The sequence below is a fragment of the Pedobacter sp. AK017 genome, from assembly GCF_014200825.1.
Taxonomy (GTDB): Bacteria; Bacteroidota; Bacteroidia; order Sphingobacteriales; family Sphingobacteriaceae; genus Pedobacter; species Pedobacter heparinus.
The window spans coordinates 629,649-653,310 of the sequence record NZ_JACHCW010000001.1; the positions used below are offsets into that span (position 1 = coordinate 629,649).

Here is a 23,662-nt window from a genome sequence, read left to right on the forward strand (position 1 = left end):
CTATCTGATCTTTCATAACGTTAAAGTAATTTTTTAATAATATCAAAAAGGCTGTAAATGGTGACAAAACCCGCGCAAAGAGTTCCAAATATAGCAAGAACTTTAATCAGACGATTGTTTAGGTGAATGGAGATGCCACCTGTTTCTACGTGTTTTTCAATAAAAGGTTTTTTTATGTAGATATCCGGACTTGGCAGTCGCTTTTGGAGCGTTTGCTTAATTCCCCTTCCCTTTAGTGATTCAGCAGAATTTGTAATACCTTCTAAAAGCCTGTAAAGGCCTATAATCGCTGAAGATGTATCTTCGATATCAGACCAGCAACCAAGTGTCCCCTGTGTAACCTCAAACCACTTTACAATTCTTTCCGTAATCTGCTCATCTTCTATTATAGAGGGCTCTATGCAGCTCATTGCCCATAATATCTGTCCATTAGCCCAGGCTTCACCACTCCATAGTGTATCATCTGAGGCATCTTTCAAAAGATTCTTCAGGTAGCCAACACCTAACTCTTTAGCTTTCTCAAATTGAACAGCTGCTTCTTCAGATAATCTGGTTTTTTTTAATCTGTCCCAGATGATCAGATAATATGCGGTATAATGTGGTGCGATAATTCTCCCATCGCTCTCCTGAAATTCAAGTAACCATTTCACTGGTTCTTCCACATTAATATTGGACGGAATGGTTCCAGAAGTCAAAATCGCAATTAAAGCCCAACATGTTTCCCATGGTTCGTCATGCCAATTATTTCTTTTATTAATCTGGTATAATGATGCAATCCAGTCGATGGATGTTTTAATGATAGGATCCTTGGATGAAAGTTCGAAGCTTTTTAAAGCCATAACACACATTGCAGTATCCCAAATCTCCTCTCCCCACGCTCCCGCAACATCTCCCTGGTTAAGTTGATTTTTGATGAGCCAATTCCTAATAAGTCTAAGCCAAACAGAGTTAGCCGGCTCCTTAAAATCCAGTGCAATTCCTGCTAACGCAGTGCCGCGGATATCGTCCCAATGGCCTGTTCGCTTACCTGTTTCATAAAGATATTTATAGCCTCCACATAACAAATAATAGATTCGTTCAATAAACTCTTCCTTTTTTTCAATATCCATGCAACAATCAGGTATATATTTTTTTCTAATTTAGTTTTTATTATATAATTTACTTATACATACAAACTTTAATTAAAAAAGAACTTACTTATGTCCTGCTGCCTGTCAACACTTAAACTTATCTGGGCTGCAGAAAGACTGCATCTTAGCACACACAGGTCTAATCATTAACGATGATTTTTATGCGATGAAGCTTGGCCCGGTGCCTTTCTGAAGAAAAAGCCGCCTTCAGAAACGAATATGTAGAGACAGTTGCTGTTTACCAGTTCAAAAGTCTGAAACAAAACTTTCTGAAATTACCCACTTGTTCCCGGAATGGAGTAAACACATGGATTTATTAGCAAATTATTCCAGGGTGGACATGGATTATTTAGCTTTTTTTAATGACCCCAAAGAAAATCCATATAAAAACATTATTGAAATCATTAAACAGGCGCTGATAAATTTCGATACCGTCAAACAAACCCCTCATCATGCAACCGCTCAATCACAGCTTTAACATCAACAGTATCGTGCTCGCTTTTTAAATAAATCTCCGACAGATAAACGGTTTCACCTTCAATATAAACATAAGTAATCACTCTAGCGCCTCCGGACTTACCTTTATTAGTGCCAGAAATAGCCAACCTGATTTTGTATACATTTTGACCAAGATTGGTTCCTAGTGTAGGATTCACAATTAACTCGTCAATTAACGTATTGAGATCCGTTAAGATTTGCTTGTGCTTTTTCGCAATATGTTTCAGTTCCCTTTTAAAATCAGGGGTTAAAACAACATCGAAAGCCATTAATCCTTTAATGATGCTTCAATTTCAGAAATAGCTTCCTTTGCATTTTGAAGTTTAACTTTTCCTTCTTTATGCATTTTAATCTTTGTAAACGAACGTTTTAAGTTATTATAAACACGCTGCTCATCCTCGTTTAAAGAACGTTTAGCAGCATCAACATTCTGCTCAATATTGTAGTCCAAACCCAAAGCATCTAAAACAGCCTTAACGGCTTTTTCAGCTTTCTTATTGTCAATATTTACAGTTAGTGTTGTCATAGTACAAAGATAAATAATATTCCCAACAATAACCACACCACCAAATCAACTGATTATTTAATAAAATAAAATCCACCTGCCTTATCCTCTCAATCCCCACCCTGCAATTGACTATAATTCTGCATTCTCCGAGCAAGCATAGCATTTTTGCGCTCTTCGCGCAATCATGCATATATATTTTTAACCAATTGAAAAAATCTCAAGTAAAAGAGGATACATAAATGAGTACAGGAATACGGTAACAGAGGGCAAAACCAAAATTGGTATACGTTCATTATCTGAGAAATATTATTTCAATAAAGTTGCCAATCGCTCGTTTAATGCATCTCCACGCAAATTTTTGGCGATGATTTTACCATTAGGGTCAATCAGGAGATTTTGGGGAATTGATTTAATACGATAAAGTTTAGCAACAGCATTGTTCCAGTACAAAAGATCTGATACCTGCCCCCAGGGCAATCCATCTGCTTTTATCGCGGCTAGCCAAGCTTCTTTTTTGCCAGGTTGATCTAATGATATACCAAGAACCGTAAAATTCTTATCCTTATATTTAGTATAGGCGGCTAAAACATTTGGGTTTTCGGCCCTGCATGGGCCACACCAGGAAGCCCAAAAATCGAGCAGCACGTATTTTCCTTTATAATCGGCAAGCTGTACAGGTTCGTCATTAATATCGTTCTGTGTAAATGCTGGTGCTATTTTACCCACTGCTGTTGGCCCATTATCATAGAGCTTTTCTGCAAGTTTTTTACCTAATGGCGAATTTCGAGCGGTAAAACTAAATGTTCTAAAAATAGGCTCTATTTTAGTTACATTAACGGTAGTACCCGCAAGTTCAGATAGTGCCACAAGGCTGATATATGATTTTGGATTTTGCTTGATGAAAACGTACTTAAGCGAATCTGTCTTTCTACCAATCATCGTGGTTGTTTCATTAAATGCTTTCAGAAAACTAGGCGCTTTACGTTCTTCAGGTGTCAATTTTAGCATAGCTACTTGCATTTTTTTGTAAAGACTTACAATCGGCGCCATTACTTCAAGGTTATACCTTACAAAATCAACATTTGCAATTCCGCCTTTTATCTTAGCTGTTTTAGCTGAGTCAGTTCCAGTAATTGAAATCGGTCCTTTTTCCAGATAAAATATTACCGCATCATCCCCCTTTTTCCATCCCTTATAACTGGCACCTGCATGCTCAATCACAAAACCAACTTTTGTTGGTTCCTCAATGTTGTTTTTAAAATGGAAGCTTCCATTTATTAGAATGGCAGAATCAAGAACTTTATAATTCGTCCAGCCGTAAGCTGAAACAACATAAGCTTTTGCGGAAGATTTTAAGTCAGAAAATGTGGCAGTAAGTTGATATTCATCGCTTTGTGCAGATGCTAACATCGGAATCAGCACAAAGACTATAAAAAATATTCTTTTCATAAAATAATTGTAAAAAATTAAAGAAACAGGATAGCGGTACCAAGACTATCCTGCTCACATTAATTACTATTGTAGGTAACCTGGATTTGGTTTGATATTTGGATTTTGGATTATATCTGCAGGCGGTATAGGCCAAAGCGCCATGTAACCTGCCCAAGTAATCCCTTTTAGGCCGTTAATGGAAGTCATTACCTCATCAATCTTTCCGGTTCTTTTCAGGTCGAAAAAGCGATGCGCAGATTCTGTAAAGAGCTCAGTTTGACGTTCTTTAGCAATCGCTGCCAATAAAGTAGCCTGTGGGATGGTTGCAGGAAGCAAAGATATTCCACCGGCACGGGTACGAATTGCATTAATATCATCAACAGCGGTGGCTTTATTTTGCATCGCTCTTGCTTCTGCACGGATCAAGTATTGCTCCCCCAATCTCAACATCACTTCATTTTCTGCTCCAGCTACTGCTGACTTGTATTTGTTAGGAAAATAATAGGTTACCGCGGGTACTGAGGTTACTGTGGTAGTACGCAGCCAATTGGTTATACGGCCATCTCCGGCTTCAAATGCATTTAGCAATGGCGTATTTATGGCAGCAAAAATATTATAGGGCGAAGCGTTCGGAGCTGATGGCGGTGCCAACGTCGCAGGCATCCCATTGGTATAAAAACCATACTCAGCACTTACCCTACTGGTATTGTAGGCCAATGCCCAAATTTGTTCTTGACTATTCGCCAGAAACACCTGCGCCAAAGGAAGCAATTTATAATTGACATCACCAATCACAAGGCTTGCAGCAGCTTCTGCATTTGCCCAATCTTTTGCATATAAATAAGCTCGTGCCAATAAAGCAGTAGCTGCAGCTTTGTTGGGCCTTAACCGATTGATAGTGGTTAAGCCAAGGCCATTTCTATAGTCGGTACTTAATAGGGCCTGTGCCTGCTTAAGATCTGCAATAATCTGTCTGAATACTTCTTCTTGCGGTGCTCTAGCTAATACATTGTTTACATTATAATCGTCTGTGAGGGCTAAGGGTACATCACCATAAAAGTTAACCAAATTGTAATAGCACAATGCCCTTAAAAAGTAACACTCCCCAAGCCATTGATCTTTAAATTGAAGAATCCCCTTACTATTGTTTATCCCTGCAATTGCGGTATTGCAAACGAATATTTTTTTATAAAAATCGGCCCAAAAAGGACTCTGTCCGGTTTGAATAGCATTTTTATAAAACACATCGGCAAAATTCCCAGGTGTAAGTGCCTTTAGTTCGTCTGCGTACAAACCTGTAGTAAAACCGATATTATTACCTGATGAGGGATTAAATGCGCCAGAGATGGTAAATGACAAAAATATCCCCGTAACTGCAGTTGACGTCGTACCATCCGTTAAATAAACGTCAGCAGCAGCCACTTTATCGGCAGGCAGTTGCGTATCATTTAAGTATTTTTCGCAGCCTGTGAATGTTGCGCTCGCCACCACCAACGGCATGATAGCATATTTGATGGTTATATTTTTAATCTTGGATTTCATTTTCATTTAGCTTAAAGTGTAAGATTTAACCCGAAAGTAAACGTTCGCAACGGCGGAATTACACCTACATTCAGATTTTCCGGATCAAGACCATCAAAACTAGAGATGGTAAACAGGTTTTGCCCTTGGGCGTAAACCGATAGGTTTCTCAGATGCAATGACTTAAGTATTTTTGGGCCGAAATTGTAACGAAGACTGGCATTCTGTAGTCTGGCATACTTGGCATTGCTATAACCACCGGTACTTGCAGTGAGTAAAATTTGGCGGGCTGTCTGGTTACTGATATTGGTCGATACCCTAGGTACATCAGTTTCATCGCCAGGTTTCTGCCACCGGCGAAGCCATAGATCAGTTCCAGAACTGGCACTGCCATAAAATCCTAGTGCAGTAGGAGTTTGCGACAAAATATTACGTGCCATGCGATTGGTAAAAGTGAACGTAAAATCAAGACTCAGCTGTTTGTAGCTAACCGCATTAGTTAATCCTCCAAAATATTTCGGTGCTAAGTCTATAAACTCTGTTTTATCAGCCTGTGTTAATCCGCTAAGGTAATCTGACGTAACGCCTTTAGCATTGGTAAAACTATAATAACCGGTCTCCGGATTTACCCCATTAAAGTTGTATAACTTTATGCCTGTAACAGGTTTATCAAGCACATAATTTGTATTTTGGTTGCTTTGTGCAGGAACTTTTAACAACTTACTTTTTGGAAAGGAGATATTAAACCTGGTTGTCCAATTTAAGTTTTTGCTTTTGATATTGATAGTACTAAAGTTAGCCTCCAATCCACTGGTGCGGATCAATGCATCAGAATTTAAGGGCAAAGAAGAGAAACCTGTTACGGTAGAAAGTGGCTGTCCAATCAGTTGATTGCTGGCACGGTTATAATAATAGCTAAAATCTGTGGTAATTCGGTCTTTAAAGAAGCCCATTTCCAGGCCAATTTCTGAATTAAAATTGCGCTCCCAATTCAGTATGGGATTTGGAATATTAGTTGGCTCCAATCCCACTTTTCCATCATAATTACCAGTAACAACTCTGTAGGTGCCCAAATAGGCAAAATCCGCAACAGCATCACCTCCAACCACCCCGCTGCTCACACGAAGTTTTCCAAAACTTAAGAATGGCACATTATTTTTTATAAAGTTTTCTTCACTAAAAATCCAGGCTAAGGCACCAGAACCAAAGTTTCCGAAGCGGCGACCAGGACCAAATTTGGTAGAACCATCTCTACGGGTGTTGATATCGATGATGTATTTATTGTCCCAAACCAATTTAATAATTCCGTACATTCCGATGGTACGGTATTCGGAAAGGTTATAACTTGTAAGAATTGTTGAACCTGCTGATGGGTTTTTTAAGAAAGCATCAGAAGGAAACCCGGTGCCCTGAATATCGTCATTATAGTTTAGCCTATTTCCGATTTCAGCACCAAGTTTAAAGCTAATTTCACCTTTTTTACCAATTGTAGTATTATATTCTCCGTAAGGTGAAACGGTAATTGATCGGGTGTTGTAATGGTGAAAAATACTTACGGCTTTCGTAGCAGCTAGGGCATCTGTTGGATTGAGCACCGTTGTAGGAGCACCAATCAACTCCTTACCATCCAAACTACTGTAGCCAAAGATACTCCTCAAGGTAATTTTATTTGTAGGTCTGTACACTAATGTGGCATTGGCCAAAAAATTGTTGGTTACGTTTTTATAGGTCCTGTTAAAGGAGCTGGCCAATCCGTTATTTGAATCGGTAACTGCTTCCCAGTTAATGGCACCATCATCTTTAAAAGCAGGCGGCGCATTTGGTGCCGCAAGTGCCCGTCCGGAAGCATCAAAGGGTACCATATCATTCTTAGAAGAAAGATAGGTACCGGTCAACGATAAGCTAAACTTATTGTCATTGGTATTGGTGTTCAGGGCAAATCGTAGCGAGCCATCACCATTGCTTCCCGTATGACGCTGAATATTGCCAAAATCCCTTAAACTGCCGCTAATAAGGTAACTTGTATTTTGGCCACCGCCGCTATAGCTCACATTCATATTTGAAGTTACTGCTGCACTACCCAGAAATTCTTTTTGCCAGTCGTGATACCGATCGGCAGGCCAGGTACCGTTCACATCTGGGTTAACTGTTGAAATTGGAAGTCCATCATTGGCAAAAGCTTCTTTCCGGAGTGTTAGATATTCTTCTGTATTTAACAATTTGGGCATTTTACCAATAACTGATACTCCTGAATATACATTAGCATTTAATGAAGAGGAAACCATTTTAGCTTTTTTGGTACTGATCAAAATTACACCATAAGCACCTGAAGAACCATAAATAGCCGTTGCATCAACATCTTTTAAAACGTCGATACTTTCGATATCGTTAGGGTTGATGTAATTCAATCCACTTCCTCCGGCTAAAAATGTTGAAGTACCATAAACTACGTTGGTATTTAATTCCAAGGTACCCGCTGGGTAACGTACACCATCAACGATGATCAAGGGCGGTGTAGCACCAACAGCAAAATTAGTGGCGTTCCGCATTCGGATGTTAAAAGCACCACCCGGCTGGCCGGTAACTTGTTGAATAAACAGGCCTGGCACCTTTCCCTGCAAAGCCTCCATTACGTTGTTGACCGGGTTTTTCTCTATGTCTTTTGCCGTAATCGTTGTAATATTACCTGCATTTAAACGCTTGGTAGTTGTTCCATAAGCAGTAACCTGAACCTGATCCAGATCATTAAGGCTCATTTTCATATTTACGATTAAAGGCTCTTTAATTTCCCTTAGCTTAAATTCCAAAGGATCATAACCAATGTAAGAGAATTGCAATACAGCATCATCGCCATCTACAGTAATGCTAAATTCTCCCGCACGATTGGTGACTGTTTGGTTGTGCGGATTCGCTTTTTCGCGAACTACGACCCCAGCAAAGGGCAAATTTCCCTCGGCAAAGACTTTACCTGTCAGCATCTTTTTAGCCCTTGCCTGTACCATTTGTGGTTCCATCGGTTTAGATTGGACTACGATAATGTTATTATCAATACTAAAAGAAAGCGCCTGGCCTTTTAGGCATTGTTCCAGCGCCTCTTCCAATGGTAGGTTCTTGATGTTTAAGGTAACAGCCTTAGCACCGCTGAGCAGGTTGTCGGTATAGAAAAAATCAAAGCCTGTTTGTTTTCTGATTTCCTTGAACACCCTTTCTAGTGGAGTCTTCTTTAAGTTTAACGTTACTCGTTGGGCAAAGCTGCTGGCACTTACCTGTAGAATAGCAATGGTTAATAAAAGAATGGTTAATCTCATAACGCGTAAGATTTTTGGCCATAAGCCTATGCGTCCGCATAATTTTTTAGTGTAAAAATGCATACATTTGTTAAGGTTTAATTCTCGGTACATCGTTTCTGAACGAGTGTATGCACCGCGAAGATTTCATTGATAAGATTGTTTGATCAATCACCGGCCACACACCGGGATCAATGACCAGCTCAAACTTTGCCGGGAGTGTTCCACCACTTTCGGCATTTTTTTATAAGCGGGTACAGGGTCCTGAAGATTATCGATCGTAGTCTTGTTTCATGTTGTTTGTTTGTTAGGTCAAAAATTGGTTGATTATAAAATAAAAAATTATTAGTTGCTTATGGCTACTTTCTTCCCATGGATATCAAATTTCAACGTAGGCATTGATTTTTTTATCGTGTTGATTACAGCCGAAAGTTTCCTCGAGCGGGAAACAACACCAGTAAAAGTTTGCTTATTAAACTTGTAGTGTGTATAATCAACATCTACATCATACCAACGGGATACCGTTCTCATGATCTCTTCCAAAGTTTGGCTATTGAATACAAAGTCGCCTTCATGCCAAGCCATTGTTTCATCTATATCTGCCGAAGACATTTTTAATCCGGTTGATGATAAGATTGCTTGTTCGCCAGGTTTAAGGATTTTTGTATGACCTTCAGCGGTAATTCTTACCGATCCTTCCAATAAAGTAGTTTTGGTAACCGGTTCATCTGCATAAGCATTTACATTAAAATGGGTTCCCAAAACTTCTACATCCTGACCTCGGGATACGACATGAAAAGGCTGATCCGCTAGATGCGCAACCTCTAAATAAGCCTCACCTGTAATTTCGATTTTTCGTTCCTTGCCAGCAAAGCGGATTGGGTAGGTAATGGAAGACGCTGCATTCAACCAAACTTTTGTCCCATCAGCTAGTATCAAATGATATTGTCCGCCACGAGGCGTAGTCATGGTATTTAAAAGAATAGCGGTAGTAGCTTGATTATCAGCAACAAGGTACTCCACTTGTCCGGCTCCGGTTTTACGAATTGTAGCATTATCCTCACTGGTCAAAACCCCATTTTTAGCATCTTCCAGTAATATCTTCTTTCCCGTTGCCAAGGTCAGAATAGCCTTATTAACCCCAGGATCAACATCCGTTTGTTCTTTTGAAACGACTTGCTCAGATACCTTTGCATTATTTATTTTCAAGTAAATACCAGTAGATAGCACAACAAGAATAGCCGCAGCAGCACCAACCCACTTCCACAATTGTTTCTTTTGAGGTTTAATTTGAACTGGAACCTGCATGGCCAATATTCCATTGATCTGCTCTTGGCTAAGCTCAACAGGATCATCAACTTCAAATTTTAAGTACCAGGTTTCGATCAAGGTCTTTTCCTCCTCGGTACAATTACCTGCATTATATTTTCGCAATAAAGCTTTAAATTCGGGATTACTCATGCACTTTTTAGCTGATTTATAACTAAGACAGTTAGCTATACACCAAAGGGCTAGTACAAATCAAAAAAACTTTACATTTTTTTAATAATGGCGCAATAGGATAATAATAAATGCTAAATCTAATCTTGTGCGCAAGATTTTTAAAGCAGATTTAATATGGTTTTTAACAGTAAATTCTGAAATTTCCAATTTTTCGGCGATTTCTTTATGAGACAAGTTGCTTTTTCGGCTCGACAAAAATACTTCTTTCATCTTTGGGGGCAAAGCCTCAATCTCTTTATCAATGATCTCCATCATCTGCTTTTCTCTGATTAGCCCATCTGTTGAATATTGATGCTCCGGTACAAATTTGGCAAAAGAATCTGCATATTTTGTAACCACTTGTTGATGTTGAATTTGGTTTAAAACACTATTGCGTACCAATGTATATAGGTAGGCTTTTAGATTTTTGATCAGGGGAAGCGCATGTCTATTAGACCAGAGTTTGGAAAATACCTCTTGGATAATCTCCTTCGAATCTTCAATATCACCGCCCAGTTTCTTACTCGCATGGATAACCAGTATTCCTTTGTAACGATGATAGATTTCCGTAAAAGCCCCATGACTATCCGCTTGCAACAGAACACTCAGTTCTTCATCTGCCAATTGATCAAACTCTTGCATTTTAAAGATTAAGGGTATATACAAAGCTAGACAAAATTTCGCATACCGCAAACGCCGGCTTCACCACCTAAAGAAGTCCATTTAGGAGTCTCGTTCGTGGGTGCACTATGGCGTTATGGGTTTTAGTTATGGTAATCAGTAAGGCACGAAAAAAGAATTAATGTATTCGAAAATTGCACCTTACAGTAGTTCTGTTAGTTCATACCTGATATATTATTCATAAATAACAACTTCTTGCTATTTTATTAACCAGTATGTTAATTTAATTTTAAAAGAATTAACCACAAACCGACAGTTCAATTATATGAAGAAGATAATTTTACTCGTATTCATTTGTCAACTTATAGCATGCAAAAAGGGAAACAAGAAAGCTCCCGCAGAAGACCCTAAAAATAGAAGAGCAATTGTATTTGTAAATGCTTCAGATCCCAGATTTGCCGAGATTGAAACAGAAGAGAATGAACGTTTCGTATTTTATGGAGAAAGAGCGGCAAACGGAAGCCCAAAGAAATTAACCGGCTATTCCAGAACCCTCATCTCCGATTCAACCAAGCTGGATTATGTAAGTATAGATAACCAGGGACGTTATTCAAATATCCAACTAGCAACCGGTGAGAAAATACATTTCGATTATAGCCTGCCAGACTTGGTTCAATTTACCATTTCCGGACCCGATGGTGTAAGCAATGTGGTAAAGGCTTCCGTAAATGATAAGGCATCAGCCAATCAAATTTCTTCATTAAAAACGTATTCAAATACCGCAAAAACTTATGTAGGCACACCTCATGCACCTGCAATCAGAGCTGCCAACGCTAAGATCAGTTCGGCTTCCGTTCCCGGCGGTCAGAAAAAAATTGTGGTCAAAGTGGTTGCAAAAAATGATTTTAATCAGGTAGAGAAAAATGTAATTGGCGAAGAATCGGCAGTCACAGTTTGCTTCAACGGCCAACCCTATGGTCTTCCTGCCGCTTATGATGAAAGTACAGGATATTATTCATTGCCCTTACTTCAGGCGGGGTTCAATTATGAAGATCCGGATGCCATTTCTAAGACAATTGATATAATTAAAACAGGGCTTGACATTGCCTGTTCAAAAACGAACTCCGGCAACAGTGGTCAGGATAAATCGATTCTAAAACTTATCGCGGCCTCAGTTTGCCCGATACCCCATCCTTACGCAAAAGCAATATGTCTGGCCAGTACTGGGCTAATTTTTGCCTGCAAAGCAATAAATTTCCTAACCTTGCTCAACAAATCTGTGTACCAGGTTGGTACAAATACTTTTGTTCCTTCAAATAACGCAACAGTTAAAGTTTTCTCCAATCATTACAAGTATGGTCTGGCTGCTTCAATGGAAACAACAGTTAGTGCCATAGCAACATATCAGGGAGCTTACGACCTTCAAATTGTTCATGATTACAATGAGATAATAACCCCTCCTCCTGTAAATGATGAATATTGCCGTTTTGTTATCAATTATAAGCAACCTTACAATGGATTAACGGAGTTTAAGAGTGAATTCTCTTCAGATCTTTTTATTGTGGAGGGAGATGTTTTAGCTAACGAACCGGACATTTTAGGTAATGTTTCTATTTGCAATGGAGCTGAAACCCAAACAGGCAATGGTGTAGTTTCATTTATCAGGAGTATAAAAAAAGGAAAAAACATCAAAATTACCTACTATCAACGCAATCTTTCCTGTGGATACGACTGGACTTCATTAGGCACAATTACCTGTAAATGAACATAATACAAGTAATTCCATCAAATAATCACAGCCACCACACCTAAGCACGAGTTTGATAAATTGATATATTAACAAAGTACAATGCATATCATATAAGATTACAAATTATCAATATGAAGAAACTACTAACGCTATTACTTGGATTACTATTTTTTTATATCTCAGCAGAGATTCCTTTATTGTTGTAAATGGTCAAATCCCATCCATCCCTGGCACCAAGCTTAGGAATATAATAAACTTCAGCACAAAAGGTAGAGACTAGGAATTTAAGAAATTTATTGGTAGCCGAAAACAAAAAAGCCCCAATGAAGGGGCTTAAATGAGACTGTCCAGTTAAAACGCCTGTCAATAAAATGACTGTCCAGCTTTTTCTCCTGTCTCTAATGCTAATACAAATATAATCAATATTTGATTAAGATCATTATTCCGATTGATATAATTATAAATCTATTATGGATTAGAGTCCATTTCTACCAACTTTCTATTATCCATTTTAAACAATGCAGAATTAGCCCCATCAATCAAAATAGTATACTGACCATCACTAATTCTAAAAGCATCACTCACCATAGCAGTAAATACAGTAACCTCATACTTATTATCGACAATGTGGTAAAACCCAACCGCTACATTGAGTAGTCCCTCTGCAGCTTCCTTCTGGAGCACTACTCTAGTAGAATGTGTACTTAGCTTTTTAGAATTTACAAAAGAGAAATTCTTAATTTGAAAAGCATAATATATTAAATGACATATGGAATTTGAGACTAAATCCTTAATATCGCTTTCATCTATACCACTTCTTTTACCATCTTCATCTCCAAATTGTACTCTGTTAACATAGTGCTTGTCATACCAAATTTCTATATGTACTTGTTCAGACTTTTCCGTAACCTTTCTGGCTTTTTTTGACCCCTTATTTTCGGAATACGCCAATTCATCAACTATAACTTCCCCAATTAGTTCATTTATTCTTCTCGGTCTTTTACCCATTTAACTAATATCAACTCTAATTTAAATGCAAATATATTTATAATATAGTAAATTAACCAAATCAATAACTTAAATTATTTTCACTAATACATATTCATTTTTAAACCTTGTTCAACCAGCCCGTTCCTCTTAGAACCAGGTAGTTCGATCGACTATTGATAATGAGACTTTTAAAAATCATGTGGACTGGACTGATTTTTTAGATCAAAAATTAATGATCAATTAATTAATATCTTTGACTAAAGATATAATAAATATGATAAGGCATATTTTTGTTGTAACAAGTTCCCTGATTATATCAGCAAACTTGTTTGTTCAACAGCATTCTGTTCCCAAAGTTGACTTTTTTAAAGACCAAAAAAATTATTATGCTGGAGTGGCCCTATGTCATCTTCATTTAAAAGTAACAAGGAGATTCCCGCCGTGCCATTGATGCATTACTTTGATCCAAAGAAAGGGACTGCGAGGATTATCTGTAAACCTAATTATGGTTTTGACAAATGGAAGACCTATATTAGGAAGTATAAAAATATCGATATAGAGCATCAGAAAGTTAGAGAGATTGCGATCAATGAGAGTGTCCAAAAGAACTTTACTATTTATGCATTTCTGATGGAAAGCAAATACTTGGTAGACCCTACTGAGGAGCCATATTTCCCCGGAGAAAAGGAGATGGAGTTTCCTGCACCGATATTGATTTACAAAAAGGAAGGTAAGAACTGGAAACAGTTAGCTAAAGTTGAAGTTAAGGATTGGAGTGCTTTTGCGGACTTGCAAATGAATACAATACTTGGTAAAAGTGGATACTCCAAATGAAAACGGCTTCAAATTCCTGCCGCCCGGCCTAGTTTGTATATTCTATACCTACATGCCTTGTTGTGAATAAAAAAGGGACAATTATTATAATTCAGACCAATCAGACCCGGGTTTAAATCATATTGAAAATTTCATTAAAAAAGCTATTAATAACTAATTTTTAGCGCTGCTCTTCTCAACATTCTGTAGATTATGATGAAAATGGTTCTTCCCTACTTTTGGTGTTAACTACGTATCCATTTAGCGTATCCAACTCAGCAAAACCAGTAGTTGGATGCAAAACTATACCTCATCCAAATGGTTAATAGTGTGTTCTCATTCACACTAAAAAGATCCGATTATGTTTCATCATTCAAAAGACTTACAATTTAACGCAAGGGTATCCAAACCGGACCCGGCGTTTGCAAACATCCTGCTCGAACAGTTCGGCGGGGAAAACGGCGAGCTTGCTGCTGCTATGCAGTATTTTACCCAGGCCTTTGGCGCCAAACAACCTCATCCCGACAAATACGATATGCTGATGGATATCGCCACAGAAGAATTCTCTCATCTGGAAATTGTCGGAGCGACCATTCAAATGCTGCTCAAAGGAGTAAATGGCGAATTAAAAAATGCAGCTGACTCCTCTGAGATCATGCAAGTACTGGAAGGTAAAGCTGCAAAAGAAAACATCATTCATGCGGCACTTTCGGCCAACCCGCAGTTCCCGATTATCACTGGTGGCGGACCAACGTTAAGAAACAGTCAGGGAATTCCCTGGTGCGCGTCCTACATTCATTCCAATGGCGACCTGACTGTAGACCTCAGGAGTAATCTGGCATCGGAATCCAGGGCTAAGTTGGTGTACGAACATCTGATGAAGTTTACTGATGATCCGTATGTGAAAGAAACACTTTCTTTCCTGATGACCCGGGAAGTAGCTCATTACAAAATGTTTGAAGCTGCGTTGGAAACAATCCAACCCAACTTCCCTCCCGGTGTATTGCAGGCAGACCCACGTTTTACCCAGCAGTATTTCAACTTGTCTCCGGAAAAAAGCGTGCGCGGTCCATGGAATGAAGGCGAAATGCCTGGTCTGGGTTTGGACTGGGAATACATCGCTGATCCCCAACCGTATGTTAGAGAAACTCAAGGCTTAACTGAACTGGAAGACGACAAAGCGGACGAGCTGGAAGCAGCCGACATGCTGAACCAGAAAATGAGCGAAGAAAAAAGCGAAGAAATAAAATCAGCTGAACCTAAAGGAACAGCGGCCTGGAGTGAGTACTCCGCGACAGACAATTAGCTAATTACGATTGTCCTTTTGCAAGCCATCAGTGAGTCTAACGAAAACGCTCAAGTAAAAAGGATACCTCAATGAGTACAGGAATACGGTAACAGAGGACAGTTACCTAAACTATATTAACCTAAACCCTTTCCTCGTACACCACTGATTTCCGCTTAACCAGCAATTTTTTATCACGGTACAATTTCTCCTGCAGATTTGCATACTTCAAGTTCGCTGCTTTTGGAACAGCGCTTGAGACTATAATGCCGGTATATTTATCCGGGGTGGTTTTAATATTCTTGTTTACAATATCATACGTTCTTTCAATTTGTTTTAACGCAACATCAATCGATTGGCCTTTCAGTTCAACCAGGTAATATTTGCCATCTTCCTGGATGTTGAATAGAAAATCACACTTTTTTACTGTCTGATCAGTGATCAAACAATTATCTACTTTGGCTTTGCAAATCGTTTTGTTAGAGGTATTATTAAAGGCAAAGCGCTTACCGTTTTCTTCCGCTACTGTAGAGATAGAAAAGCAGCCTACCCTATCAGTAGCACCTAATTTTGAGATTAAATCAATACAGTTACTCATCAATCCTTGTACTTTAAGGTAAGCAACTGTTCAAATGTAGCACTCAACTTCTCCGATACATCATCAATATTTGATGGCCCAATTGACTTCATTTCATGATCTAGTGTTGAAACAACAGTGCCGTTATTAAAATAATAGCATGATATATCATCAAAGTTCAACCATAAGTTTTCAGGCACGATATCGACTATTTCGTGTTTAATTTCAGGCTTTATAGCCGCCACATTCCCTGCTTGGATTAGATTATCCATAGTCGTTAGCAGATAAGGACTATGAGTAGTAATCACTAGTTTATCCTTCGAACTGTTATTATTATTGATAATAAATTCCAGTAAATCCTTCTGTGCTAAAGGGTAAAGGTTAAGTTCGGGCTCTTCAATTACGTATAAATTAGCGTTCGTTCTAAGCAGCTTCGAGAAGCGTTCAATAACAAGCATTAGAGGTAAAACGGATTGCAATCCACTAGAGGCTTGTGAAAGTTTTATTGAACCGCCATTATCAAGATCTACATAATCATCATTATGGGTATATAGATAATTTGCTCCCAAAAAATCAACCCTAAACCGTACTAATTCTGTTCTGGCTTTCTCAAATTTTGCCCCAAAATCAATTAGCCACTTAGGTAAAGTAATACTGTTGTTTAAAAAACTAAATATCGACTGTGAAAAGGTTGGAAAGAAAACACGTTCAGCTGGAATATAAATTGCGGTTACTTTATCTTCCCAGGTAAGCCTGTCCTCGGATTTATTAAAAGTGTGGCCATTCAATTCATAAAAAATATTTCCGATTGTGTATTTAATATATGTTTCAGAATGAATATCATATTCGATATTATAACTAGCCAAATGTTCTATGAAGTTAGTTTGATCAGAATCTTCTCCAAAAAAACTATTTTGAATAGGGCGGTCAAGGTCTCCACTCTTAAAAATAGCAATGAGCTTAGCTAATGTACTCTTGCCACTAGAAGTAGTTCCAATAAAAATATTTATATCCTTTATTTCAATATAGGCGTCCACGATCGGACCAAAATTCTTAACATGGAGTGTTTCTTTCATTATAGCTGCTAAGATAACTACAAAACTACATTGATAGTATTATACATTTATACAAATGTACATTTATATATGTACATGATTAGAAACACGATTCCAGAAATTCCATTTTGGCACTAAAACAATAACTTTATTAAATCAGGTTCTGTTACTTAACCGTTACTTATGCCAAACAAAAACAGGGAAAATTTTACAAGGAAGTAAATTCGATAAAGTTTCCCGCGAAAATTTGGGACAAAATTTTCCAAGTATTGTTGACCATGTATTATGCCTGAGCTATCCGCTGATCGCCTTTTGTTTCCGAAAGTTTTTTTTTTATAGCCTACTAAATAATCCTCAATCATTTTGAAACAATAAACTACTTAATCCTGAATTGACATCTAGTAATATTATCACAACTACCTTAATTCTCCAGCTACAAAAATTCAACCCAGTCAAAAAAACAAACTAAAAATAATAGCAATAAACACTTAATTTATTTTGCTATTACATAATTATTTCCTACATTTACATACACCAATTAACCAAACCGATATTGATTAAATAAAAACAAAAACACAGGCTTCACCATTTAAAGAAGTCCATTTAAGAGTCTCGTCTGGAAATTCTGACAATCTTAGAACCGAGACAATAGATGAATGCCCATAGCAATATTTTGCATACCTTCGTGGGTGCACTATAGCGTTATGGGCTCTATTGTAAATCCGTGTTCCAGGCCGTCAGAAGCCTCCAGAACGGTATTTAGGGCCCGCGCTATAGTGCATCCATTATGGCATCCCCAAATCCCACCGGGGCTCATATTTAAATTGAAAAAACAATTAGAAATATGAGAACTAACCAAAACAACCACGCCAAAAACTTCCCGCTGATCATTTGCCCGCCGCGTTAAAGCGTTTCGCATCATTTGAATTAGCGCTATTCATAAAATTTCTCGATTAAAACTTATTATTCATGTTTAAAACGACATTCATCCTCGTAATGGCCGTGCTTTGCCTAAATTTCAGCAGCAAAGCACAAGCCCTGCAACCAGGCAAACTCCGGCCCCTCAACATTGGCGATACCATTCCCGAAAGCGTCTGGAACCTGCCCTTACAAATCCGCAACCACCCTGAAGGCAACCAGACCACCACATTAAACGCATACAAGGGCAAGCTCATCATCATCGATTTCTGGGCTACCTGGTGTAGCCCCTGCCTGGCCATGCTGCCCAAAACAAACCAACTCCAAAATCAATACAGCTCAAAAGTCCAGTTCCTGCCCGTCACTTACCAAAATGAAACCAACATACAGGCGCTCATTAAAAAAACAGGATGGAATCCCATGCAGCAATTGTCGCACATCATTAGCGATACGGTCCTGAACAAACTCTTCCCACATCAGGGCATACCCCATTACGTATGGGTCAATTGTTTTGGCATGGTCCAAGCCATCACAGGTACCGCCGAAATCAACTCCGATACCATAAACAGCCTGCTCAGTAACCCTCAAAAAAAACTAAGCCTAAAGGCCGATGAATTGCCCAAACCGTTTAGCAGCGCCAATTCAATTATCAGCAACCAGCCGGTTATCGATAGTCCGATTGTCTTTTCTGCAACACTTAGCCCATACCGTAAGGGCTGGCCAGCATTAACCCATTTCGGCACAGGTACTTTTAAAAACAGGAGGTTACTGATCATTAACGACAATATGGTAAACCTTTTCCGCATGGCATTTTCGGGTATCAGGTATTATCGCCAGGGAACAGATCTGGGCTACCCTTTTAACCGCACCATTGTTGAAGTTAAAGATCCCGGATACTGGCTCAAGCCTGCCAACATGTTCTGCTACGAACAGATCATGCCCCGGGTTGATATCGAAAAGATGTGCGCACTGATGCAGGGGCAATTACAACAACTCTTACCCATAAAGGCACAACTCGAACAGCGGGTAATGCCTTGCCTGGTCCTCAGCAAACAGGGCCCTGTTACAAACAAACTCTCAGCTACCGATACCCTGTTTCAGCACAGCCCGCTACACCTGCTTATGCACCAGCAACCCATCGAAAAGTTAATTGAAACACTTAACCTCTACCTTGGTTTTAAACACCTCATTGTAGTAAACGAAAGTGGTGTCACAGCGCTAACCAACATCAAACTTAAAACCCAGCTTACCAATCTGCAGGCCGTACAGGACGCACTAAAACCCTGGGGTTTTACATTGCAACCAGCATCCCGAACGCTGGAAGTTCTTGTCCTAACCGATAAAAATCTAAACTAACCCATAATTCATATGCATAAACTCTATCATTACGCAGTATACCTGCTGTTCCTTTACCTCATTACCTTTAATGCCCTGGCGCAAAAGCCTACCCAGAAACTGGCCGATACCGCCGGAAAAATCATCAGCCTCCAGGAGGTCAGCGTTTCCACCGGTTACCAGAAAATCCCTAAAGAACGGGCAACCGGTTCTTTTGCAATAGTCACCAACAAAGATTTTAACCGCAGGCTAAGCACCGATGTGCTCAGTCGCCTGGATGGCATGGTCAGCGGCCTTACCTTCAACACCAACACATCAAAAACAAACGATATCAGCATCCGTGGCATGAGCACCATTTTCAGCAATACCCAGCCGCTCATCGTAGTCGATAACTTTCCTTATGATGGGGATATCCGCAACCTCAATCCCAACGACATTGAAAGTGTCACCGTACTTAAAGATGCAGCAGCGGCTTCCATCTGGGGTGCCAGGGCAGGTAATGGTGTAATCGTCATCAGCACCAAAAAAGGCCAGGCTAACCAGCCCCTTAAAGTAGCCTTTACCAGCAATTTTACTTTGGGCCAAAAACCCGATCTTTTTTACAACCCCAGCTACCTCAACAGCACCGATTATATAGGTGTCGAACGTTTCCTGTACAGCAAAGGCTTTTACAATGTCAACATTGCCAATACCACATCCAATCCTGTGCTGTCACCAGTTGTAGAGTTACTTGCCCAACAGGCACTCAACCCAACCGATGCCAGCATCGAACAACAGATCCAGGCCCTCACACAAAACGATTACCGTTACGATATGGAAAAGTATTTCTATCGGAACAGCACCCAGCAACAATATAGCACAGCCTTAAGCGGCAGCAGTCCAAACAGCAATTACTACTTTTCCCTGGGTTACGATAAAAATGCCGACAACCTTATCCGTAACCAAAGTAACCGGTTTAGCGTCAACAGCCGTTACAGTTTCAAACCCACAAAAAACCTCGAAATCCAAACCGCTTTCCAGTACATCAGCAATACGCTCAACAACAACAATCCTGGTTTTGGCAGCAACCCTTTATTAAGCGCCATCAATTCTGGCACCACCAAAAACCTGTATCCTTATGCCCGTCTGGCCGATGATCAGGGCAATCCCCTGGCCATTGTAAAAGACCTGCGCTACAGCTGGGTCACTGCACCAGCACAACAGATCCTGCTCAACTGGCAATACCGCCCTTTACAGGAACTCAGCCTTGCCAATCAGGCCACTAAACTTCAGGAAACCCTCATCAACCTGGGTGCCAGCTATCAATTATCCGCCCACCTCAGTGCCGACATCAAATACCAGTATGAGCAATCCGGCAGTGCCGACAGGAATTACCAAAGCCCAGATACCTATGCAGCCCGGAGCCTCATCAACCGCTATTCACAGGTAACTGCTGGTGTCGTTAAACGCAATTTGCCTTATGGGGGCATCCTCAACGAAGCAGGTATCAGCGGCAAGGGCCATACCTTCCGTACCCAGCTCAACTACAACAAAGTATTTGGCACCAACCATCAGTTAACCGCACTGGCCGGTGCAGAAGTTAAAGAACTGCTCTGTTCCGCCCAAAAAAGTACCCTGTATGGTTATGATGATGAACATGCCACAACCAGCAAGGTTGATTACATCAGCACATTTCCCTTGTACATGCCCGCTGGGTCTTTAGCCATCCCATTTAACGATACCAGAACAGAAACTGCCTACCGCTATGTCAGTTATTACGCCAATGCAGCCTATACTTACCTTAACAGGTATACGCTTTCGGCCAGTGCCCGCAACGATGCCTCCAATCTCTTTGGTGTAAAAACCAACCAGCAGGGTGTCCCGCTTTGGTCAGCAGGCATCAGCTGGAACATCAGCCGGGAACCTTTTTTTAAAAGCAAACTGATCGAGAGCCTTAAGCTCAGGGCAACTTATGGCTACAGCGGCAATGTCGACCAAAAAACAGCTGCTTATTTAACGGCACGTTACAACACCAATACTTTAACTGGTGCCCAGGATGCCACCATTACCAATCCCGATAATCCCAATCTCAAATGGGAGCGTGTACGGCAAATTAACCTGGGTATAGATTTTACCAGTAAAAACAACCTCCTTTCCGGAAGCATCGATTATTACCATAAAAAAGGGCTCGATCTCATTGCCGATTCGCCCATGCCCCCAAGTTCCGGCCTTACTGTTTTTCGGGGCAATGTGGCAGGTACTACAGGCCAGGGTATAGATCTGGTACTCGGCAGCCAAATCCCCATCACCAAACTCATCAGTTTTTCAAATAACCTGCTCATCAGCTACGTTACCGATAAGGTTACCAATTACCAGGTTAAACTCACTGCCCCTTTTCTTACCAATTTTGCTGATGGCCGTAAATCAACCGGCATTTATCCGCTTAACGGTAAACCGGTCTACTCCTTTTACAGCTATCCCTCAGCAGGGCTAAATGCCAGCGGCAACCCGCAAGGCTATGTCAACGGCCAGCTCAGCACAGCTTACAGCACCATTACCGGCAGTACACCGGTTAACCAGCTCATCTACAACGGCCCGGCGAGACCAACCTGGTTTGGTGCTTACCGGCCAGCCTTCAATTATAAGCAGTTCAGCTTATCAGCCAGCATCCAGTTCAAAGCGGGCTATTATTTCCGCAGGTCTTCTATCGATTACGATGCACTCTTTAACACCTGGACGGGGCATCAGGATTTTGCACAACGCTGGCAGCAGCCGGGCGATGAAAACCGTACTGGCGTTCCTGCCATGGTTTACCCCAATGTACCCAACCGCGATTTCTTTTACCTATACTCCACAGCACTTATCCAGCCTGCCGGTCATGTCCGCCTGCAGGATCTGCAGTTTAGTTATACGCTAATCAGTAAAGGCCCATTTAAGCAGCTTCAGGTTTATGCCTATTGCAATAACCTGGGCATCATCTGGCGGGCAAACCGCTTCGGGCTCGATCCTGACGCCATCGTAATGCCCAATCCAAAAACTTATGCCATAGGCCTTAAAGCAGATTTTTAACCTAAACCTATAAAAACCATGATCAATCATATAAAAACCGTTCTCAACCTGATGCTGTTTATACTGCTCATCACCACCAGTTGTAAAAAGGAATTCCTCGCCATCAAGCCCGATAAAGCACTGGTTATTCCAAATACGCTGAAAGACCTGCAGGCCATAGCCGACAATACATCGGTCATGACCGGCGACCAACGCAATGGCATTACGCCCTTACTTGGCGAATTGGGTACAGATAATTATGTTTATACCGACAATACCTGGATAAACCTCAACCTTATCGAAAAAAACAGTTATATCTGGGCAAAAGAGATTTTTGCACCGGCCACTATTGTAAGCGACTGGAACAAACCTTACCAGGCCATCTTTTACGCCAATGTCATCCTGCAGGGCCTGGAAAATTTATCAGAAAGCGGCAGCCAGTCCTACCGCGATAACCTTAAAGGTACAGCCTTGTTTTACAGGGCGCATGCCCTATACCATTTATTACAAATTTTTGCCCCTCAATACCAAGCAGCTACGGCAGGTACATCCCTGGGTATACCACTCCCTTTAAATCCAGCGGTCCAAACAAATGTCAGGCGTGCAACCCTTGCCCAAAGCTATGCACAACTTATACAAGATCTGGAACAGGCCCTGCCCCTGTTGCCCGAAATTCCTTTGTATAAAACAAGGCCCTGCAAGTCTGCAGTAAATGGCTTGCTCAGCCGGGTATACCTCATCATAGGCAATTACAACCAGGCACTGGCCTATGCCAACGCCTATTTGGAAAAACAGGGTACAGTTTTAGATTTCAATACCATCACACTCAGTGCCGGCAGGCCGGTACCTTCTTTAACCAATCCTGAGCTTACTTTTTATAGTGTAATGAACAGTTACGCCAGCACAGAGCCACCAACCACCCTTGTAAATCCGGTTTTATATACCCTCTATCCTGCAAACGACTTGCGCAGGGATGCCTTTTTTAAAGTCACCGGCCAGCAAATCAGCTTTAAGTTGGGCAATTACACCAATGGTTTTACCTATTTCAGCGGCATTGCCACAGGCGAAATATTGCTGATCCGGGCAGAATGTTATGCCCGCAACAACAACAAAGACCTGGCCCTTCAAGACCTGAACAAATTAAGGCAAAACAGGATAGCTGCTATCAGTTACACCGCTGCCCAGGCGGCAACCGCCGATCAGGCCCTTGATCTTATCCTGCTCGAAAGAAGGCTCGAACTTTGTTTCCGTGGCCTCAGCTGGCCAGACCTGCGCAGGCTCAATAAAGAACCTCGTTTTGCTGTAACCTTAACACGCACCGTTAGCGGAAATACTTATACCCTTCCACCCAACGATCCAAGGTATGTATATCCAATTCCGGCTACAGAAACGGACTATAATCCGCTCGAACAAAATATAAGGTAAAATGAAAAC

General features: G+C 40.5%; 17 protein-coding genes. 6 read left to right on the plus strand and 11 right to left on the minus strand.

The genetic code is table 11. The annotated features are described in order from the left end of the window. Positions 1–20: 20 nt before the first annotated feature. From HDC92_RS02850 to HDC92_RS02885, 8 genes are all read right to left on the minus strand, one after another. Positions 21–1,109 carry a hypothetical protein gene (locus HDC92_RS02850; RefSeq protein ID WP_183872166.1) on the minus strand — a complete coding sequence of 363 codons (1,089 nt, stop codon included), beginning with the start codon at positions 1,107–1,109 and terminating at the stop codon, positions 21–23. A 455-nt stretch (positions 1,110–1,564) separates the two neighbouring features. Then, on the minus strand, positions 1,565–1,897 hold the full coding sequence (locus HDC92_RS02855; RefSeq protein WP_183872168.1) for a type II toxin-antitoxin system RelE/ParE family toxin: 333 nt from the start codon (positions 1,895–1,897) through the stop codon (positions 1,565–1,567). After that, positions 1,897–2,154: a hypothetical protein gene (locus tag HDC92_RS02860; protein ID WP_183872170.1), complete on the minus strand. Its 258-nt coding sequence runs from the start codon at positions 2,152–2,154 to the stop codon at positions 1,897–1,899. Before HDC92_RS02860 ends, HDC92_RS02855 begins: the two co-directional genes overlap by 1 nt. Before the next feature lie 288 nt (positions 2,155–2,442). After that, a complete protein-coding gene (locus HDC92_RS02865; RefSeq protein WP_183872172.1) occupies positions 2,443–3,585 on the minus strand; it encodes a TlpA disulfide reductase family protein in 1,143 nt (380 codons plus the stop codon). Positions 3,586–3,651: 66 nt separating this feature from the next. Then, positions 3,652–5,109, minus strand: coding sequence for a RagB/SusD family nutrient uptake outer membrane protein (locus tag HDC92_RS02870; protein WP_183872174.1), 1,458 nt, complete (start codon positions 5,107–5,109; stop codon positions 3,652–3,654). An 11-nt stretch (positions 5,110–5,120) separates the two neighbouring features. Continuing rightward, positions 5,121–8,396 (minus strand): SusC/RagA family TonB-linked outer membrane protein, encoded by a 3,276-nt coding sequence (locus tag HDC92_RS02875; protein ID WP_183872176.1) that lies wholly within the window; start codon positions 8,394–8,396, stop codon positions 5,121–5,123. 324 nt (positions 8,397–8,720) lie between these two features. Next, a complete protein-coding gene (locus tag HDC92_RS02880) occupies positions 8,721–9,836 on the minus strand; it encodes a FecR family protein (protein WP_183872178.1) in 1,116 nt (371 codons plus the stop codon). 81 nt (positions 9,837–9,917) lie between these two features. Next, complete coding sequence (locus HDC92_RS02885) at positions 9,918–10,499, minus strand: RNA polymerase sigma-70 factor (RefSeq protein WP_183872180.1); 582 nt, start codon at positions 10,497–10,499, stop codon at positions 9,918–9,920. A 304-nt stretch (positions 10,500–10,803) separates the two neighbouring features. Here HDC92_RS02885 and HDC92_RS02890 point away from each other — a divergent pair, with 304 nt between their 5' ends. Further along, positions 10,804–12,243, plus strand: a complete 1,440-nt coding sequence (locus tag HDC92_RS02890) for a hypothetical protein (RefSeq protein ID WP_183872182.1) — start codon at positions 10,804–10,806, stop codon at positions 12,241–12,243. Between the two features lie 453 nt (positions 12,244–12,696). On the opposite strand, the gene HDC92_RS02895 is transcribed toward HDC92_RS02890, so the two are convergent. After that, positions 12,697–13,236: a hypothetical protein gene (locus HDC92_RS02895; RefSeq protein WP_183872184.1), complete on the minus strand. Its 540-nt coding sequence runs from the start codon at positions 13,234–13,236 to the stop codon at positions 12,697–12,699. A gap of 384 nt (positions 13,237–13,620) precedes the next feature. Between HDC92_RS02895 and HDC92_RS02900 the strand changes: the two genes are divergently transcribed. Both HDC92_RS02900 and HDC92_RS02905 read left to right on the plus strand, forming a co-directional pair. Next, positions 13,621–14,052, plus strand: a complete 432-nt coding sequence (locus HDC92_RS02900; RefSeq protein ID WP_183872186.1) for a hypothetical protein — start codon at positions 13,621–13,623, stop codon at positions 14,050–14,052. Positions 14,053–14,392: 340 nt separating this feature from the next. Then, positions 14,393–15,337 carry a manganese catalase family protein gene (locus tag HDC92_RS02905; protein ID WP_183872188.1) on the plus strand — a complete coding sequence of 315 codons (945 nt, stop codon included), beginning with the start codon at positions 14,393–14,395 and terminating at the stop codon, positions 15,335–15,337. Positions 15,338–15,458: 121 nt separating this feature from the next. Here HDC92_RS02905 and HDC92_RS02910 read toward each other — a convergent pair whose 3' ends face one another. Beyond that, on the minus strand, positions 15,459–15,914 hold the full coding sequence (locus tag HDC92_RS02910) for a hypothetical protein (RefSeq protein ID WP_183872190.1): 456 nt from the start codon (positions 15,912–15,914) through the stop codon (positions 15,459–15,461). Beyond that, complete coding sequence (locus tag HDC92_RS02915) at positions 15,914–16,969, minus strand: AAA family ATPase (RefSeq protein WP_183872192.1); 1,056 nt, start codon at positions 16,967–16,969, stop codon at positions 15,914–15,916. The genes HDC92_RS02910 and HDC92_RS02915 overlap by 1 nt, the downstream gene beginning before the upstream one ends. A 948-nt stretch (positions 16,970–17,917) precedes the next feature. Between HDC92_RS02915 and HDC92_RS02920 the strand changes: the two genes are divergently transcribed. Genes HDC92_RS02920 through HDC92_RS02930 form a run of 3 tightly spaced genes read left to right on the plus strand, consistent with a single transcriptional unit; the run spans position 17,918 to position 23,653 of the window. Next, complete coding sequence (locus HDC92_RS02920) at positions 17,918–19,222, plus strand: TlpA family protein disulfide reductase (protein WP_183872194.1); 1,305 nt, start codon at positions 17,918–17,920, stop codon at positions 19,220–19,222. A 12-nt stretch (positions 19,223–19,234) separates the two neighbouring features. After that, a complete protein-coding gene (locus tag HDC92_RS02925) occupies positions 19,235–22,249 on the plus strand; it encodes a SusC/RagA family TonB-linked outer membrane protein (protein ID WP_183872196.1) in 3,015 nt (1,004 codons plus the stop codon). An 18-nt stretch (positions 22,250–22,267) separates the two neighbouring features. Continuing rightward, positions 22,268–23,653 (plus strand): RagB/SusD family nutrient uptake outer membrane protein, encoded by a 1,386-nt coding sequence (locus HDC92_RS02930; RefSeq protein ID WP_183872198.1) that lies wholly within the window; start codon positions 22,268–22,270, stop codon positions 23,651–23,653. Positions 23,654–23,662: the final 9 nt, after the last annotated feature.

Coding starts and splice junctions, on each gene's coding strand:
- HDC92_RS02865 (WP_183872172.1), bottom strand. CDS start 3,585: ATGAAAAGAATATTTTTTATAGTCTTTGTGCTGATTCCGATGTTAGCA.
- HDC92_RS02910 (WP_183872190.1), bottom strand. CDS start 15,914: ATGAGTAACTGTATTGATTTAATCTCAAAATTAGGTGCTACTGATAGG.
- HDC92_RS02915 (WP_183872192.1), bottom strand. CDS start 16,969: ATGAAAGAAACACTCCATGTTAAGAATTTTGGTCCGATCGTGGACGCC.
- HDC92_RS02930 (WP_183872198.1), top strand. CDS start 22,268: ATGATCAATCATATAAAAACCGTTCTCAACCTGATGCTGTTTATACTG.
- HDC92_RS02900 (WP_183872186.1), top strand. CDS start 13,621: ATGTCATCTTCATTTAAAAGTAACAAGGAGATTCCCGCCGTGCCATTG.
- HDC92_RS02855 (WP_183872168.1), bottom strand. CDS start 1,897: ATGGCTTTCGATGTTGTTTTAACCCCTGATTTTAAAAGGGAACTGAAA.
- HDC92_RS02895 (WP_183872184.1), bottom strand. CDS start 13,236: ATGGGTAAAAGACCGAGAAGAATAAATGAACTAATTGGGGAAGTTATA.
- HDC92_RS02920 (WP_183872194.1), top strand. CDS start 17,918: ATGTTTAAAACGACATTCATCCTCGTAATGGCCGTGCTTTGCCTAAAT.
- HDC92_RS02870 (WP_183872174.1), bottom strand. CDS start 5,109: ATGAAATCCAAGATTAAAAATATAACCATCAAATATGCTATCATGCCG.
- HDC92_RS02885 (WP_183872180.1), bottom strand. CDS start 10,499: ATGCAAGAGTTTGATCAATTGGCAGATGAAGAACTGAGTGTTCTGTTG.
- HDC92_RS02860 (WP_183872170.1), bottom strand. CDS start 2,154: ATGACAACACTAACTGTAAATATTGACAATAAGAAAGCTGAAAAAGCC.
- HDC92_RS02875 (WP_183872176.1), bottom strand. CDS start 8,396: ATGAGATTAACCATTCTTTTATTAACCATTGCTATTCTACAGGTAAGT.
- HDC92_RS02850 (WP_183872166.1), bottom strand. CDS start 1,109: ATGGATATTGAAAAAAAGGAAGAGTTTATTGAACGAATCTATTATTTG.
- HDC92_RS02925 (WP_183872196.1), top strand. CDS start 19,235: ATGCATAAACTCTATCATTACGCAGTATACCTGCTGTTCCTTTACCTC.
- HDC92_RS02880 (WP_183872178.1), bottom strand. CDS start 9,836: ATGAGTAATCCCGAATTTAAAGCTTTATTGCGAAAATATAATGCAGGT.
- HDC92_RS02890 (WP_183872182.1), top strand. CDS start 10,804: ATGAAGAAGATAATTTTACTCGTATTCATTTGTCAACTTATAGCATGC.
- HDC92_RS02905 (WP_183872188.1), top strand. CDS start 14,393: ATGTTTCATCATTCAAAAGACTTACAATTTAACGCAAGGGTATCCAAA.